The 16,301-nt window shown below is 60.3% G+C and carries 16 protein-coding genes, 1 tRNA gene and 1 riboswitch; of the genes, 7 read left to right on the forward strand and 10 right to left on the reverse strand.

The features are described 5' to 3' along the window. Positions 1–51: 51 nt before the first annotated feature. The 3 genes from MTX36_RS05720 to MTX36_RS05730 all read right to left on the reverse strand — a co-directional run bounded on the left by MTX36_RS05720 (position 52) and on the right by MTX36_RS05730 (position 3,018). The gene (locus MTX36_RS05720) at positions 52–321 is read right to left on the reverse strand and encodes a metal-sensitive transcriptional regulator (protein ID WP_094271184.1); all 270 of its coding nucleotides are present in this window, start codon (positions 319–321) and stop codon (positions 52–54) included. 74 nt (positions 322–395) lie between these two features. After that, positions 396–788 carry a DUF302 domain-containing protein gene (locus tag MTX36_RS05725; RefSeq protein WP_243618759.1) on the reverse strand — a complete coding sequence of 131 codons (393 nt, stop codon included), beginning with the start codon at positions 786–788 and terminating at the stop codon, positions 396–398. Positions 789–864: 76 nt separating this feature from the next. After that, on the reverse strand, positions 865–3,018 hold the full coding sequence (locus tag MTX36_RS05730) for an MMPL family transporter (protein ID WP_374230430.1): 2,154 nt from the start codon (positions 3,016–3,018) through the stop codon (positions 865–867). 176 nt (positions 3,019–3,194) lie between these two features. Between MTX36_RS05730 and MTX36_RS05735 the strand changes: the two genes are divergently transcribed. Together MTX36_RS05735 and MTX36_RS05740 are read left to right on the forward strand one after the other, a co-directional pair. Then, a complete protein-coding gene (locus MTX36_RS05735) occupies positions 3,195–3,776 on the forward strand; it encodes a bifunctional 2-polyprenyl-6-hydroxyphenol methylase/3-demethylubiquinol 3-O-methyltransferase UbiG (protein ID WP_243618968.1) in 582 nt (193 codons plus the stop codon). Between the two features lie 233 nt (positions 3,777–4,009). Next, on the forward strand, positions 4,010–4,255 hold the full coding sequence (locus tag MTX36_RS05740) for an MbtH family protein (protein WP_094271187.1): 246 nt from the start codon (positions 4,010–4,012) through the stop codon (positions 4,253–4,255). Between the two features lie 66 nt (positions 4,256–4,321). Here the strand turns inward: MTX36_RS05740 and MTX36_RS05745 are convergent, their stop codons facing one another. Further along, the gene (locus MTX36_RS05745; protein WP_243618761.1) at positions 4,322–5,749 is read right to left on the reverse strand and encodes a threonine/serine exporter ThrE family protein; all 1,428 of its coding nucleotides are present in this window, start codon (positions 5,747–5,749) and stop codon (positions 4,322–4,324) included. Between the two features lie 139 nt (positions 5,750–5,888). Here MTX36_RS05745 and MTX36_RS05750 point away from each other — a divergent pair. Continuing rightward, positions 5,889–5,963, forward strand: a tRNA-Thr gene (locus tag MTX36_RS05750). A 160-nt stretch (positions 5,964–6,123) separates the two neighbouring features. Here the strand turns inward: MTX36_RS05750 and MTX36_RS05755 are convergent. The 3 genes from MTX36_RS05755 to MTX36_RS05765 form a co-directional block, all read right to left on the reverse strand. Next, positions 6,124–6,855, reverse strand: a complete 732-nt coding sequence (locus tag MTX36_RS05755) for a GAF and ANTAR domain-containing protein (protein ID WP_243618762.1) — start codon at positions 6,853–6,855, stop codon at positions 6,124–6,126. A gap of 555 nt (positions 6,856–7,410) precedes the next feature. Next, on the reverse strand, positions 7,411–8,196 hold the full coding sequence (locus tag MTX36_RS05760; RefSeq protein WP_243618763.1) for an ABC transporter: 786 nt from the start codon (positions 8,194–8,196) through the stop codon (positions 7,411–7,413). Between the two features lie 36 nt (positions 8,197–8,232). Continuing rightward, complete coding sequence (locus MTX36_RS05765; protein ID WP_094271192.1) at positions 8,233–8,547, reverse strand: multidrug efflux SMR transporter; 315 nt, start codon at positions 8,545–8,547, stop codon at positions 8,233–8,235. A 12-nt stretch (positions 8,548–8,559) separates the two neighbouring features. Further along, a riboswitch (guanidine-III (ykkC-III) riboswitch) is annotated at positions 8,560–8,622 on the reverse strand. Positions 8,623–8,752: 130 nt separating this feature from the next. Here MTX36_RS05765 and MTX36_RS05770 point away from each other — a divergent pair. After that, on the forward strand, positions 8,753–9,460 hold the full coding sequence (locus tag MTX36_RS05770; protein ID WP_243618764.1) for a response regulator transcription factor: 708 nt from the start codon (positions 8,753–8,755) through the stop codon (positions 9,458–9,460). Continuing rightward, entirely contained in the window at positions 9,457–10,911 is a 1,455-nt protein-coding gene (locus tag MTX36_RS05775) for a cell wall metabolism sensor histidine kinase WalK (protein WP_243618765.1), read from the forward strand. Before MTX36_RS05770 ends, MTX36_RS05775 begins: the two co-directional genes overlap by 4 nt. 66 nt (positions 10,912–10,977) lie before the next feature. Here the strand turns inward: MTX36_RS05775 and MTX36_RS05780 are convergent, their stop codons facing one another. Next, positions 10,978–11,613 (reverse strand): ScbR family autoregulator-binding transcription factor, encoded by a 636-nt coding sequence (locus tag MTX36_RS05780; RefSeq protein WP_279394249.1) that lies wholly within the window; start codon positions 11,611–11,613, stop codon positions 10,978–10,980. Positions 11,614–11,824: 211 nt separating this feature from the next. Beyond that, entirely contained in the window at positions 11,825–12,253 is a 429-nt protein-coding gene (locus MTX36_RS05785) for an HIT family protein (RefSeq protein ID WP_243618767.1), read from the reverse strand. A 104-nt stretch (positions 12,254–12,357) separates the two neighbouring features. On the opposite strand from MTX36_RS05785, the gene MTX36_RS05790 reads away from it, so the two are divergent. Both MTX36_RS05790 and MTX36_RS05795 read left to right on the forward strand, forming a co-directional pair. Beyond that, positions 12,358–13,584 (forward strand): bifunctional glycosyltransferase family 2/GtrA family protein, encoded by a 1,227-nt coding sequence (locus MTX36_RS05790; RefSeq protein WP_243618970.1) that lies wholly within the window; start codon positions 12,358–12,360, stop codon positions 13,582–13,584. Further along, complete coding sequence (locus MTX36_RS05795) at positions 13,581–15,647, forward strand: glycosyltransferase family 39 protein (RefSeq protein ID WP_243618768.1); 2,067 nt, start codon at positions 13,581–13,583, stop codon at positions 15,645–15,647. Before MTX36_RS05790 ends, MTX36_RS05795 begins: the two co-directional genes overlap by 4 nt. 6 nt (positions 15,648–15,653) lie before the next feature. On the opposite strand, the gene MTX36_RS05800 is transcribed toward MTX36_RS05795, so the two are convergent. Continuing rightward, positions 15,654–16,301 (reverse strand): ABC transporter ATP-binding protein, encoded by a 648-nt coding sequence (locus tag MTX36_RS05800; protein ID WP_243618769.1) that lies wholly within the window; start codon positions 16,299–16,301, stop codon positions 15,654–15,656.

The raw sequence follows: 16,301 nt of genomic DNA on the forward strand, positions 1-16,301 counted from the left end.
GGCCGGGCCCGTGATTTGGGGGTCCGGCCCTGCAGCGTTCTCAGTTCAGATTCAGGCCAGCGCGAGGAACAGCTTCTCGAGTTCTGCCTCGGTCAGCGGCTCCTGTGCGTCTGCGCCGTCGCCGGACAGGCATTCGCGTAGGCCACTGGCAACGATCTTGAATCCGGCGCGGTCGAGCGCCTTGGACACAGCGGCCAATTGGGTGACTACAGCCTTGCAGTCTCGACCGTTCTCGATCATCGAGATCACTCCCGCGAGTTGGCCGTGAGCTCGGCGCAGTCTGTTCAATACGAGCGCTTGGCTCTCTTCGTCGCCGGTCATGATGGCCCTTTCTCGGATGTTTTGGCTCTGATCGTGAAGGATAGTGCTCGCTCAGCGAACGAAATCCTTCAGGATCAGAGCGCTTCGATGGCTGTGCGGAGTTTGACGGCCGCATCCGCTGCAACGGACTCCAAGCCCGCCTCGCCGGAAACCTGCACCATCAGGTCCGGGTTCATGGCTTCGACGAAAAACGAGTTCTCAGCCTCGGTGTCTTCTCGCACGACGACATTGCAGGGCAGCAGTAGCCCGATCTGTCGGTCGACTGTTACCGCGCGATGTGCGAGGGTCGGATTACAGGCGCCCAGGATGAGGTACTTCTCCATGTCCTCGCCCAGCTTGGCTTTGAGGGTGGCTTGCATGTCGATTTCAGTAAGGACACCGAAACCTTGTTCCGACAGAGCCTGACGCGTGCGTGCCACGACGTCGTCGAATGTTCCGCTGACCTTGGTGCCGATGGCGATGTCCATGGGAGTTCTCCTTTGTCGTCTTCAGTCCACCATACCCCCAGGGGTATGGTTCGTGCAGTGACTTCGGGTACACGACCTAGCCGTGCGAGAAGCTGATCTTCGGCAGGGCGCGTCGCAGCCATGCCGGTGACCAGCAGGCGGCCTTGCCAGTCAGGCGCAGCATCACGGGCAGCAGGATCAGTCGAACCAGGACAGCATCCAGCAGAACCGCTACACCCAGGATGATTCCCATTTCTTTGGGTGGCAAGGGATCTGCCAGGGCAAAGGTAAAGAAGACTGCCACCATCACGGCAGCTGCGGCTGCGATGACGCGTCCTGAATGTGCGAGGCCGTCGATGTGAGCGATCTTCGGATCGCCGGTTCGCTCATAGTGCTCCTTCGCGCTCGCGAGTAGGAAGACGGTGTAGTCCATCGCGATGGCAAAGATCATGGCGAAGAAGAACACCGGACCCCAGCCGTTCAAGAAGCCTTGTGGTTCGAAGCCGAGCAGGCCGGATCCGTGACCGTCCTGGAAAATCAGCTTTGCGACACCGAAAGCGGCGCCGGTGGACAGCAAGCTCACCAGCGTGCCGATAATCGCGATCAGTGGTGCCTGCAATGCAACCAGTAGCAACAGGAATCCGAGTGTCAGGATCACGGCGATCACGATCGGAAGATAGTCGTTCAACGCTTGCTGGAGATCGAGGTTCTCGGCCGGCGCGCCGCCGACCAGTGCGGATTCGGGCAGTTGTGCGCGTAGGTCGCCGACAATCTTCCCCATCGCATGATCCGAGGGATCAACACTCGGAACTGCTTGCAGCATGACCAGGTCGGATCCATCGGCGGCAGGCTGCGGGGGAGTGACCATCGCGACGCCGTTCACAGTTCCGGCGATGCGGGCAGTTTCGGGTGCGTCGTCGGGGGAGGTGATGATCTGCAACATGCCGGGTGCACCGTCGCCGAATTGCTCCTGTACCAGTTCGTAGCCCTGGCGGACCGGCGCGTCTTCGGGAACCACCGCGATGGACGGCATGGCGACCTTGAGGCCGAAGACCGGAATGATCAGCGCGATCAGGATGACCACAGCGCCGATTCCGAAAGGCCACGGGTGTCGGTGCAGTAGTGATGCCCACGACGCGAATAGTGGGGAACGGTGCTGCTGGCGTTTTGCGTACGGGAGGGATCCACCGTTGACCTTGGCGCCAATTTTTCCGAGGACAGCCGGTAGAAGCGTCAGAGTTGCGGCTAGGACGAAGATCACGGCGAGCATGATTCCCACGGCCATCGTGCGGACGGCCGGTGCGGGAACGATGAGAACTGCCGACAGGCTGACCAGGACTGTCAATCCGGAGAGAACGACGGCTTTGCCTGCAGTGTCCATTGTTTCGGCCACGGCGGCCCTTGGATCGGGGTTTTTGGCGAGTGCGTCACGGAATCTGGCGACGAGGAAGAGTGCATAGTCGATGCCGAGGGCGAGAGCGAACATCATCGCAAAGTTCATGGCCCACACCGAAATCGGCGTGATCTCGTTGAGGATCACCAGTCCGCCCGCTGAGGCAACCAGGCCCGCCAGGGTCAGGAGGAGGGGCAATCCGGCGGCGACAAGAGAGCCGAATGCCAAGACCATGATCGCGAGAGTGACTGGCCACGACATCATTTCGGCCTTGATCATGGCCTCGTGATTGGCCTTGTTGAAGTCACTCCACAACGCTGATGCGCCGGTCGGGTAGACCTCGATCGAATCGGTGGACAGTGCGGTGAGTTCCTTGCCGAGTTGGTCGACGGCGCTCACCATGTCGTCGGTGCTCGCATTGGCACCGGCGATCAGGATGCCGGTATGCCCGTCGGGACTGATCGTCATACCTGGTTGAGGGGCGACGACGGCACCGAAACGGCTGTCTTTCGTGAACAGGTCCGTGGCGTCAGCGAGTGTCTGTTGTATCGCGGGGTCGGTGACCTGATAGGTGTCCGAGTGCACGACGACCTGGACGGCCGCTGAGGAATTTCCGCCAAAATGCTGCTCGGCCAACTCGCGGACCTGTACGGATTCGGATCCGTCGGCCTGCCAGCCTGCGCCGGCGAGGGAAGTGAAAACACTCGGTGCCGCGGCGCCGAGCGCAACGAGTGCGATCAGCCAGACGCCGATCACCCAGCGCATGTGTGTGGCCATCGTGCGGCCGAGCCGGGCAAGTATTCCCTCGTCAGGTGGTGCGGCGGGTGGCGCGCTGCCGGTATTTCCGGTGATTGTCATCGTCATTCCTAATACGGGTGGGGGTATTATGGGCTCCATCCATGTATACCCATGGGGGTATAGTTTTGTCACGCTGACGAGTGTGGATGGTGCGATCGACAAGGTGGGCTCGGCAGCCGCCGGGATTCTCTACACTGTCGCCGGACGGTGGCCGGCAGAGACTGAAGGGCAAGAAATTGGACGCATCGGATTGGGACGAGCGGTACCGGGCTGTGACGGAGCCGTGGGGAATCGACCCGGCAGGAACCGTCGCCACGCGAGTGGCAGGCTTGAAACCCGGATCTGCGATCGACCTGGCTTGTGGCGACGGGCGACATGCTCGCTGGATGGCCCAGAACGGGTGGTCGGTCAGGGGCGTCGACTACTCGTCGGTGGCGATAGACCTTGCGCGGTCGAGCGATGCCGAGAAGAGCGTCGACTGGAGGGTTGGCGACGCGACGTCGTGGAAGCCGGAGAACAAAGTCGATCTGGTCCTGGTCAGTTTTCTGCACATGCCGCTGGCCGACCTCGTTGAGACTCTGGCTCGCGTCGGGGGATGGGTCGCTCCCGGCGGGCGAGTTGTGTACCTCGGCCATTCCATCGAGAACTATCACCGCGGTGTGGGCGGTCCGCCGGAACCGGAGATTCTGCCTGGCATTTCTGATCTGGCCCGCGCAGCCGAAGGCTCACGTGTGTACGCACTCGAACATGTTGTTCGCCCGCAAGACGGTAAATTGGCAATCGACATTCTGCTCGAATTCGGGCCGTGGCAGGACTGACCTACAGACACTGGCCAGTTTTGGGTGAAACTGGTGCCCGATCAGTCCGGTTCCGCGTACCGTAACTTGTGACTACCGATTGGCTGTAACGGACGACGTGACAGGCGGTATCTACTTGCAGAGTGGAATGAAACGGACACGCGGAATGACACCGTCGATTCGGACCCACCAAAAGTGACCGGTGCGCTTGCTAGTCTGAGCGCACAAGAAACGTACGTAAAAAGTGAGGCGAGATGAGCACTAATCCTTTCGATGACGAAGACGGACGCTTCTACGTGTTGGTGAACGACGAGGACCAGCATTCGCTGTGGCCCACGTTCTCCGAGGTCCCCGCGGGCTGGCGCGTCGTATTCGGCGAAGACAGCCGAGCAGCGTGCCTCGAGTACGTAGAAAAGAACTGGACCGATATGCGTCCGAAGAGTTTGCGCGAAGCAATGGAAGCAGATCAAGCTGCTGCCGGGCGCACAACGGAGAGCTGACCGCTCCACACAACGATCGAAGAGCTGGGCACCTACAGGTGCCCAGCTCTTCGTGTCTTACCGGAACTAATTGCCGTTTACCGGCAGGCGGCGTTTGCGCTTGAGGATCATCGGACGACGCAGTGAGTCCACTCGAAGCAGGATGCGCGGGCGGCGGAGGGTGCGGGCCACCCATTCGCCGAGCGTGACGCCCGCAGCCAACGCACAGCCGATGCCGAACGCGGACAACAGTGCCGTCAAGCCCACCACTACCTGATCGTCGAGTAGCGAGTACAGGCCTTTGTACAGTGCCAGACCGGGAAGCAGTGGAGTGATGCCGGCAACCGCTACGACGAGCGGCGGTGTCAACGCCCGGCGGGCCATCAGACCGCCGGCGAGTCCGACGACGGTAGCGGCGATTGCCGCTGCGATCACGGGGCCGACATTGAGCGTCTGCACGAACACGGACACACCACTGCCCGCTGCACCGCCGAGGAATGCGGCCGTCAGGGCCCTCTTCTCCGCGTAGCAGGCCAGGGCATAGAACACGGACGCGAAAGCGCCCGAGAACATCAGAACGGGCAGTTGGGTAATCGGGAGAGCTTCGACGTTGATCGGCGGCAGCGTCGAACCGAGCAATCCGGTGACTCGCAGCGAAATGGCAACACCGGCAATAATGCCGCCGGTCATCATCACGACCTCGAAGAAACGTGCAACCGCGGTGATGGGTGCGCCCATGATGGCGTCCTGCACCGAGCCCACCAACGACAGCCCTGAGAGCAGAACCACCACCCCAGCCGCGATGACCAACGACGGTCGGATGGTGATGCCTAACTGTTCTTGGAAGGTATAGAGGGTGGCGGCCGGCGCAGCGGCGATCAATCCGCCCATCACCTGTTGAAAGAAGAAGGGCAATCCGAAACGGTTCAGAACTCGATTGACCCGGTCGATCACCATCGTCGTCAGGAATGAGACCGTGGCAACCAGGAGTCCGCCGCCGAGGAGCACGGATACCGACGCCGCCATGGCCGCCCACGCCAGCGTCGCGGTCCAGCGACTGTACGGGTGCGGTGCGGTCGTGATCGCAGTCAGTGCGTCGTGCGCCTGGCCGGGTGTGATGGCTTCGCGTCGAATACGGCGGGTCAGACGATCCACCGCAGCCAGACGAGTGAAGTCCATCGAGCGGTAGTGCACGATTCTCATCGTGCTTGCCGGCGGCCGCGTCTGACCGCGATACGCGGACAGGACTATCGAGTTGTACGTGACATCGACATCGCATTGGGCCAGGCCATACGTCGCTGCAATGAACTGGACTTGCTCGGCGGTATCCATGGCCGCAGTTCCGGATGCGAGGAGTACCTCACCGACTCGCACCGCCAGATCGAGGACTTCTGCGACGACGGCGTCGTCGGTCAAGTCGATCGGTTGTAGCGGTGCGGGTGCTGAGGTGACAGTGTCGACAGTTGCCTGGCGGTGCCCGGTCAATCGGGTAAGGGCTTCGGTGAGTTTGGACATCAGGGGCGGCGGACTGCTCGCCGACTCCGGGGGGTACGCATGAGGGCAACGGTATCTAATGTGACCCGGGCGCGGCCACTGAGATGGCTTGGATATGATGGCTCCGCAAAGTTAGTTCGCGGCGACGCATCTAATTTTCGCCTCCTTAGCTCAGTGGTAGAGCACTCGCCTTGTAAGCGAAAGGTCGTCGGTTCAATCCCGACAGGAGGCTCCAATGAAGAGGGCATTCACCGGGCAGTGAGCCGGGTGGGTGCCCTCTTTTGTGTGCGAGAGCATCGGCTCGAAGGTCCGGATCGCATAGTGAAAGGCCGCCGGTTGCCTGAGCATCCGACGGCCTGTCTGAACCCTCTGGAAGGAATGATTCGGCTCCGACTCTAGTTGTCGGCCGATCGAGAGTCGAGGATTTCGGTCCCGGCGTGGCCCGCGCCGACAGTTGCGGCGATGTGCTGCTGTGCGATGACGCGAAGTTTGATGTTGCTCTTCTGTGACTCCTGAATGAGGATCGAGAAGGCATGATCGGCATCGACGTGTCGGGTACCCATGATGATGCCCTTGGCTTGTTCGATGATTCCGCGGGATTCGAGGGCGAGTTCGAGGTCTGCCGCGCGCTTTCCGATCAGAGCCAGGCACTGTGAATTGCGCAGGGCGTAGGCCGCGGTGATGGCGAAGAGTTGGACCAGTGCGACATCGGCTGCGGTGAATCCGCGGTTGTTGCGGCTGTAAAGGTTCAAAGTTCCGAGGGGGCCATCGTGGCCGGGCAGAGGTACTGACAGGAAGCTCGAGATTCCGAAAGTTCTTGCTGCACTGAAAAAATGGGGCCACCGACTGCTGGCTTCGTCAGAATGTGCATGTACGACAGATATCGAGTTTGCGGATGCCAGGGCGGGTCCCGTGCGGAGTTTGAATTGAATTGCGTCGACCGAATGGACGAGGCGATCGGTGGTGGCGATGGTGCGGTGAGTCGAATCGGATTCGGTGGCGGTGATGCCGGCCATGTGTGCGTCGTCGGCAAGGTTGACGGCGTGTTTGCAGAGTTGATCGAGGAAGTGTGTGGGCGGGTCGAGATGCGAATACAGTGACGACAATGCTTCGGATGTAGCATCCAACTTGGATGGAGAGGTGAAATATCTTGTGCTGGAAGCTATCCCGATGTTTCGATCGGGGTATTGAGGCATCATTGACTGGCTCACCCTTCCTTTCGTTCCGGCCTGTGTGTGGGCCATTTGTCTATTGTGCACTAAAATAGCTGCCGCGCGGTATGTTCTTCGCGGAAGAGGTGGATTGTGGCAGAATCGGTTTCTATTGTTGTAAATCGTCGGAGCTGTATCGCAATTGTTATGTTTGATTCTGAATCAAAATGGGTAAGCAGCTGGGCTGCGCTAAATCTGTTGGGCTGCAACATATGAAGGTAAAGATGTGACTGTGGTCCAAGATTTCTCGGCAACTGCACGAACGTCGCCGATATGGCCTATTCTCAGCGCCAGCGCACAATCTTGTACGTCTAACCCGAAGACAGTAAAGGGGATACGACAATGAACGGATTAATTGCCGCTCTGAACAGTGGTTTTACGCTCGGTCTGGCGAACACGATCCTGACTTTCGGTGGAATCATCATCAATCTCAATATCGTGATCAACAACTGATCGCACGGATCGGATCTGTTATGCAGACTCGATCGGCAGGTCGGTTCCCGGGCGTTCGCCCTTTCCCTTGAGCCACCGATTGGGGAGTTTGCCGGCGAGCTCGCCGAGGGGACCTACTGCCGCGCTGAGTATTTCGACGGTTTCCTGAAGTATTTCGATGCTTGCACTCATGCGTTCGAGGTTGGGTGCCAATGAGGTCAAGGTGTCGGAGAGTGCAACGATCTGGTCGAGGGGGCCGCCTTCGGCGATGAGTCGTTCGAATGCGCCGTTCTCGGCGAGTAGTGTCTCGAGGATTCCGTTTTCTGCGAGTGCGCGATCGATGACGCCGTTTTTGGCCGTCAATCGTTCGACTGCGCCGTCTTGCGCAGTCAGTCGCTCGAGCGGTCCATCTTCGGCCATCATTCGATCGAGGAGTCCGCCCGGTGCGAGAAGACGTTCCAACGCCCCGTCCTCGGCGAGTACTCGATCCAGTGGGCCGCCGGGGGCAAGAAGGCGTTCGAGTGTGCCGTCGGGAGCGGTTAACTTGTCGACCGGACCACCGGGTGCCAAGAGTCTGTCGAGCGGGCCACCGGAGGCGAGAGCCTGACCGATCGGCCGATCATCCGCAGTCAGGGAGGACAGCTGCTGAATCATCTGCAGGGGGCCGCGCGGACTCGCCAGGGACGCTGCGCCGACGGTGACCGCACCGGGGTTGGTGACGACCATCCGCAGCGTTGTCACCGTAAGTTCGGCAATACCCAGGCTAATTTTTGTAGCAGCGATACCCGCCCGTAACGGGAGCTTGAGTATCTCGGCCAGGTTCATAGATTAACTGTAATCGGTAACACACAAATACTGGAGCTAGTGCAGAACCTTCAGTCCGACCACTGCGCCGATGATGACGAGGATCAACAGAACCTTCATGATCGAGGACGACTCGGTGCCGGTCAGCATGGCGTAGCCGACGGTCAGTGAGGCACCGATGCCGACCCAGACGGCATACGCCGTGCCGATCGGCAGCGTGCGCATGGCATATGCGAGTCCGGCCATACTGACGATGAGGCCAAGGACAAACACCACAGTGGGTGCCAGCTTGCTGAATCCTTCGGACTTACCCAGCGCGGTCGCCCACACGGCTTCGAACAAACCGGAAATGACGAGAACGATCCAAGCCATGACAAAAACTCCTCAGCACCGTCTTGTCGCTGGCCGGGTACGGTGCGCTCGTCCGGATGTCATTCTCGACGTTCCTCCACGATAGCAACAGAGCTGGCCTTGTCAGTCAATGCAAGTGGTCAGATCGGTCACCCTGGGCTGGGCTCACAGGAACCTCCCAGGGAATGCACAGTGCGAATCCAGTGGGAGGGGAGAAGATGGGCCTGTGACCGACAAGACCGTTGAAGCCAGAATTCTCGTCGTCGACGACGAACCCACCATCGTGGAGTTGCTCTCCGTGAGCCTCCGCTTTCAAGGATTCGAGGTAGCCACCGCATCGGGTGGCGCCGAGGGGCTCGACGTGGCGCGGGGGTTCCGCCCCGACGCCGTCATCCTGGACGTGATGATGCCGGGAATGGACGGCTTCGGTCTGCTCCGCCGCCTACGCGCGGACGGAGTGGACGCTCCGGTTCTCTTTCTCACGGCGAAGGATGCCCTTGATGACAAGATCACCGGACTCACACTCGGCGCCGACGACTATGTGACCAAGCCTTTCAGTCTCGAAGAGGTAGTGACCAGACTGCGGGTAATCCTGCGGCGGGCGGGACGGGGCGTCGCGCCGCAGCAGTCGGCTCGGGTGAAATTTGCAGACATCGAACTCGACGACGATACGCGCGAGGTGTGGAAGGGCGGCGAACTTGTGTCGCTCTCACCGACCGAGTTCACGCTGCTGCGGTACTTCATGGTCAACGCCGGAACAGTGCTGAGTAAGCCGCGAATTCTCGATCACGTCTGGAATTACGACTTCGGTGGTGAGGTCGGTGTGGTCGAGTCTTATGTTTCCTACCTACGACGAAAAGTCGATACCGGTGAGACGCCGTTGATTCATACCTTGCGCGGTGTCGGTTACGTGATGCGTGAACCCAGACGATGACCACGAACTCGCAATCCGAAAAGTCCTCTTCGAGAAGGCTTTTCCGATTGCATGGGCTTCCGCTCCGTTTCACGCTCGTAGCCGCCCTGCTGGTGTTGGCTGGTCTCGGTTTGCTTGCCTCGGGAGTTGCGGTGACGTCCGCGCTCGAGAACTCGTTGACACAACGCACCGACAAGACGCTGTACGAGGCAATCGACGGTTGGGCGAAGCCGCGTTCGCGAGATGTCCAGCCCCCCAGCGATGTCGGGCCAAATACCAGACCGCCAAGTCCGTTTTTCGTCCGAACTGTGACTGCTGACGGACGCATCATCATTCTCAACGATCAACCGTCGACGCGGACTGAGCCCGACTTGTCCGTCGATTCGACAAACGGTCCGGTTACTACCGGGTCGAACGACGGTTCCGATGTGCAGTGGCGTGTGCTGACAACCGTGAGGGACGGAACGACCACAACAATTGCGGTACGCCTCACGGATATCGAGCAAACCGTCGACGATTTGATCAGGCTTCAATTCGGCATCGGCATCGTGGTGTTGCTCGTGCTCGGCGGGGGTGCCTACTTTGTCGTCGGTCGGAGTCTGCGACCGCTCGTGGAAGTCGAGGAAACCGCAGCAGCTATTGCCGCCGGCGATCTGCATCGGCGTGTCCCGGAATGGGACGATCGTACAGAAGTTGGACGATTGTCGGTGGCGCTCAACGGAATGCTGACTCAAATCCAGAGTGCATTCTCCTCGACAGAGGCTTCGGAGGAATCGGCGCGACGATCGGAAGAGAAGATGCGTCGGTTTGTCGGTGACGCCAGCCACGAGTTGCGAACCCCACTCACCACGATTCGCGGATTCGCCGAGTTGTATCGCCAAGGAGCTATGACGGACACGGCAACGCTGATGAATCGCATCGAAGGTGAGGCGTCGCGGATGGGTCTGCTGGTCGAAGACCTCTTGATGCTCGCCAGGCTCGACGAGCAGCGGCCTCTAGAGAAGGGGCAGGTGGATCTCCTTGCCGTTGCAGCAGATTCGGTTCAGGCTGCCCGGGCGATTGCCCCGGACAGAACGGTCACGTTGCAGATGGCCGGAGGCCCCGGCACCCCTGAAGTGATCGGTGACGAAGCGCGCCTTCGGCAGATCGTCGCAAATCTTGTCGGCAACGCAATCAAACACACGCCACCTGATGCCGAGATCACCATCCGATTGGGTACAACCGAAAGCAATGCCGTGATCGAAGTTTCGGATACCGGACATGGTTTGAGCGAGGAAGATGCTTCCCGAATCTTCGAGAGATTCTATCGGGCAGACACTTCTCGCACACGAGAGACCGGCGGAGCAGGTCTAGGGTTGTCCATCGTGTCGGCTTTGGTTGCGGCTCACCAAGGAACGGTAACCGTGACGAGTCGACCCGGAGAGGGAGCGACATTCCGCGTTGAACTGCCACGCGACGGGCATGACGATTGATCAGTTCATCGCCGGAAAGATCGTCGGTTACTTGTCGGTAGACGGCGAACTTCCGGCGACGAAACTTCAGGCTGCGTAGGAATCGAGTCGGGTTCGAACAATTGCGTCGATGTCGTTGCGGCGCTTGTCCGACACCACACCGGCAAGAAGTAACGCAAATAGTTCGTCGACGCGTTCGTCGAGGTCGGCTCGTCGGGTCAAGATATTCGAGATCAGTTGCACACCCATGAAAGTTGACGTGATGACGCGACCCATCGCTTCCGGAGTGATCTCGGCGCGGATGTCACCCTGGCGTTGAGCGATTTCCGACAGTCGTTGCAGTTCTCGAATCCAGCTGAGATACGGATCGAGTTGCCCGTCAGTCGCGTTGAGTTCCAGAGTGAGTCGAATGCCGGCGCGTACTACAGGATCGGAGGTCAACTGCCGAGCGATTTCGTTGCAGACCATGATGACCTGCTCCAGCGCCGGTGCTCCCGTGGCGGCCACGTCGGTGAACGACGCGAGAGATATCCGATGCTGCTCTTCGATGATGGCCTGGGCCAAGTCATCTTTGGAAGAGAAATGAAAGTAGACCGCGCCCTTGGTCATCCGCGATGCCGACACGATGTCATTCATGCTGGTACTGCCGTATCCAGTAATTTCGAACCGGTCAGCCGCACCACGGAGAATCTGTTGGCGACTGATTTTGGCACGTTCCTGCATTTGGTTCCGTTTCCTCCGAGTGATCCCCGACTGATGCCCGTTGGGCCTTTGGTCCTTCGACCAGTGCCCAACGGTAGCAGCGAAACTCGTTGTTGTGCGACTGCGGAAACGGACTGTTCGGAATGTGGATTGGCTGGTCATGGTCGGTGAGCGAGACAAAATGGACCGTCGCGACTTCGGAGAGATTACGCCGGGCGTTCTCAGCTAACCGTCAGCGCGTCGAGACTTTGCTCGCGTGACCGAGTTCCCCGAGTGCAGCCTTGAGTCGTGATTGTGCGTCTTCGAGAGACTCTGCAGACGGCGACGGATCCGCGCCACTGATGTCGAAATTGCCCATGTCATAAGCCGGAAAAACATGGACATGCAGATGTGGAACTTCCAGCCCGGCGATCAGAAGTCCCGCGCGGGGCGCGTTGAAGGCCTTGCGCACGGCCTGCCCCATCGTGCGGGCAACCGAGGTGACTTTGGCGAAGAGTCCAGGATCGACGTCCTGCCACTGATCGACCTCGGCGCGCGGAACCACCAGTACGTGGCCCTGCGTGACCGGAGCGATCGTGAGAAAGGCTACGACGTCATCGTCTTCCCATACGAAACGTCCTGGTATATCTCCGTTGATGATGGCGCTGAAGACTGAAGGCATACCTCGAAGGTTATCCCGCACAGTGGTTGCCAGGAAACTCCCAGTCTGTATCCAGAGTGGCCGAAGCCTGTCGGTCAATCCTGGGACGCATGACGACTGAAGCCATGCAGACTGCGGGCAGCACGGACGCCGACGCGGTCGCCGCGAAAACGGTAGTGCTGGACGTGGTCGTTCCGGTATACAACGAGGAAGCCGGGCTCGAAACATGCGTTCGGCGCCTGCGCCATCATCTCCGCACACAGGTTCCCTTTCCGGCCCGAATCACGGTCGCCGATAACGCCAGTGTCGACCGAACACTGGCGATTGCGCAGAAGTTGGCGGACGAATTCGACGACGTCCGCATCGTGCATCTCGAGGAAAAGGGGCGCGGCCGGGCGCTGCGCCAGGTCTGGAGTGCATCTGACGCGGACGTCGTCGCCTATATGGATGTGGATCTTTCCACCGACCTCAACGCACTGATGCCGTTGATCGCGCCCTTGGTGTCCGGCCATTCGGATATCGCGATCGGTTCTCGATTAGCACGTTCGTCTCGGGTGGTCCGTGGCCCCAAGCGTGAGTTCATCTCGCGCAGTTACAATCTCATCTTGCGCAGTGCGCTGCATGCGCGCTTCTCCGACGCGCAGTGTGGTTTCAAAGCGATGCGCGTCGACGTTGCGCGCCAACTACTTCCCTTGGTCGAAGATACCGGCTGGTTTTTCGACACCGAGTTGTTGGTGTTGGCGGAGCGGGCGGGGATGCGGATTCACGAAGTTCCGGTGGACTGGGTCGACGACCCGGACAGTCGCGTCGACATCGTGGCCACCGCCGTCGCAGACCTCAGAGGAGTAGTGCGCGTGGGGCGGGCATTGTCGACGGGCTCATTGCCACTGGCGGAGCTTCGGGTGAGCTTCGGACGTGAACCGTTGGTTCCCGGTGTACCTCGTGGGATGGTGGGGCAGCTGGCGCGGTTTGCCGTCGTCGGTGTCGTCTCGACAGTGGCTTATGCACTGCTGTACCTGGCGTTGCATTCGGTCATGGGCGCTCAGTGGGCCAACGCAATTTCACTGCTCATCACCGCAGTTTTCAATACGGCGGCCAACCGTGCTTTCACCTTCGGTGTTCGCGGCGTTGAAGGCTCTGCGCGGCATCAGATGCAGGGGCTGCTCGTCTTCGGATTCGGGCTTTTCCTCACCAGTGGATCGCTGTTCCTTTTGCATTCTCTTGCCCCGGGAGCGTCCAAGCACGTTGAACTTGCCGTTCTCGTGATCGCCAATCTTGTTGCCACAGTGAGTCGATTTATCGCACTGCGCTGGGTCTTCCGTTCCACCCAATCTGTAGGAGTCAATCGATGACAGTCATTGCCGAGCGGGCAAGCGTCGCCACGCCCGTGCCCGAACCGTCACATTCGGTACGTTGGGAACCCTGGGCACTAGGTGTACTTCTCCTCGGTACTGGTGTTGCCTACATCTGGGGCCTCGGAGCTTCCGGTTGGGCAAATTCCTTCTATGCCGCTGCCGTGCAGGCTGGTTCGGTGTCGTGGAAGGCCTTCTTCTTCGGCTCCTCCGATGCGGCGAATTCGATCACTGTCGACAAACCGCCGATGTCACTGTGGTTGATGTCGTTGTCCGTCCGCATCTTCGGGCTCAATTCCTGGGCGATGCTGGTGCCGCAGGCGCTGCTGGGTGTCGGTTCGGTGGCACTGCTGTGGACCACTGTCCGCCGGTACTTCGGTGCCGCCGCCGGGCTGCTGGCTGGTCTGGTATTGGCACTTACTCCTGTTGCCGCACTGATGTTCCGATTCAACAATCCGGATGCGATGCTGGTTCTCATCATGATCGCGGCGGTATGGGCGATGATGCGTGCCATTCAGGACGGACGTACCAGATGGCTCGTGGTGGTCGGGGTGTTCTGCGGCTTCGGATTTTTGACCAAACAGTTGCAGGTCATGCTCGTCGTGCCGCCGTTGGCGCTGACCTATCTGGTTGCGGGTCCACCGAAGCTGGGTAAGCGCGTGCTGCAATTGTTTGCCGCGCTCGGCGGCATGATCGTCTCAGCCGGCTGGTGGTTGGCGATCGTCGAATTGTGGCCGGCCGATTCACGTCCGTGGATCGGCGGTTCACAGAACAACTCGATCCTCGAATTGACCTTCGGTTACAACGGATTGGGTCGGTTGAGCGGCAACGAAACCGGCAGTGTCGGTGGCGGCGGAATGCGGTCCGCCGGTGATGCAGCGGGTGCTGCTGGCGGAGTGGCTCCGGGAGGTGCCGCAGGCGGCGGCATGTGGGGCTCCACCGGCATTACGCGATTGTTCGAATCCGCGCAGGGCGGACAGATTGCGTGGTTGATCCCTGCAGCTCTGATTCTCATGGTGGCAGGAATTACATTGCGAGGCAAAGCTCCTCGCGTCGACACGCAACGTGCGTCGTTCATGGTGTGGGGACTCTGGCTACTGGTCACCGGATTGACTTTCAGTTTCATGGCCGGCATCTTCCATGCTTATTACACGGTGGCGCTGGCACCGGCGATTGCGGCACTGATCGGGTCGGGCTCCGTACTACTGTGGCGTCACCGCGAAACATTTTGGGTCCGTATCATATTGGCTTTTTCGCTGGCCGCAACGGTGGCGATGGCGTGGGTGTTGCTGGGACGCACACCTTCGTTTGTTCCGTGGCTGAGGTGGACCATTCTGGTCGTAGGCATTGTGGCGGCAGTTGGAATGCTGATCCTGAAGGTGACCCGCGGGCGGGTCGGGGTAGCGGTGATACTCGCGGCATTGTTCGCCGGGTTGGCCGGTCCGGCCGCCTATGCGATCGACACGATCAATACTCCGCATACCGGTTCGATAGTCTCGGCCGGTCCGAGCGTCGAGGGTGGAATGGGTGGCCGTGGTGGATTCGGCGGTATGCCAGGCGGTATGGCAGACGGCAGTAATCGCCGCGGCGACGTAGCAGGTGCGGCGATAGTTCCGGGAACGGGTACGGTGCCCACTCGAATGGGCCAAGCGCCGGGAGTTGCCACTGAAGGTGCCGTCGGTGCAATGCGAGGCGGTGCTGGGGGAGGGCTGCTGCAGGGCAGTACGCCCAGCACAGAGTTGGTGGCGAAGCTCGAACAAAACTCCGACCAGTTCACTTGGGTAGCAGCAGCAATCGGTTCCAATAGCGCATCCGGCTATCAGCTTGCCACCCAGTCTCCGGTAATGGCGATCGGCGGATTCAACGGTAGCGATCCGTCGCCGACGCTCGAACAGTTCCAGCAGTACGTCGCAGACGGGAAGATTCACTTCTTCATCGGCGGCGGCGGAATGGGTGGCGGCATGAACGCCGAGGGAACTGCGACCGCGATATCGACCTGGGTGACCGAGAACTTCACGGCCACAACGGTAGACGGTGTGACTCTCTACGACCTTACTGCCTGACCCCCGCTACGTCCGGATGCTGGTGAGGTCGTGCACCTGCTCGCAGCAGGCGTCGAGCAGGTCACGATCATGACTGATGAGTAACGCTCCCAGGCCGGCTTCGGCGGCTCGACGCTCGATCAATCGCACGAGGGATGCGGTGGTCGCAGCGTCGAGCATCGCTGTCGCCTCGTCGCAGATGAGGTACTTGGGTTGCTGCGCCAATGATCTCGCGAGCGCTGCGCGCTGCAGCTGGCCGTCGCTCACCTGATGGGGGCGACGCGTCAGGAGATCGGGAGTGAGTCCAACTTCTGACGCCAGGGCTTCGATGTCGACGGTTCGCCGGGCAATGTCGGCAGGCTGGGCAATGATGCGTGCGAGCGTCTGGCGGGGATCCGTTGCGGCACGGGGAGACTGGAAGAGTATGGAGACGGCGCCCCTCAGTGTGCCTGGTACACCGAATTTGGTACCGGTGACGGGGGTGCCGTCGATCTGAACTTCGCCCGACCACGGGGCGTCCAAGGAGGCGAGAATCCTTGCCAATGTGGATTTTCCGGTACCGGACGGGCCGGTCAAGCCGATCAATCGTCCGGCCGGGATCTCGAGAGAGACGCTGTCGAGTACCGGCCGACCTCGCTCGTAGCCGAAAATGATGTTGCGCCCGTGCAAGCTCAT

Source organism: Rhodococcus sp. ARC_M6 (assembly GCF_022810305.1).
Taxonomy (GTDB): domain Bacteria; phylum Actinomycetota; class Actinomycetes; order Mycobacteriales; family Mycobacteriaceae; genus Rhodococcus_F.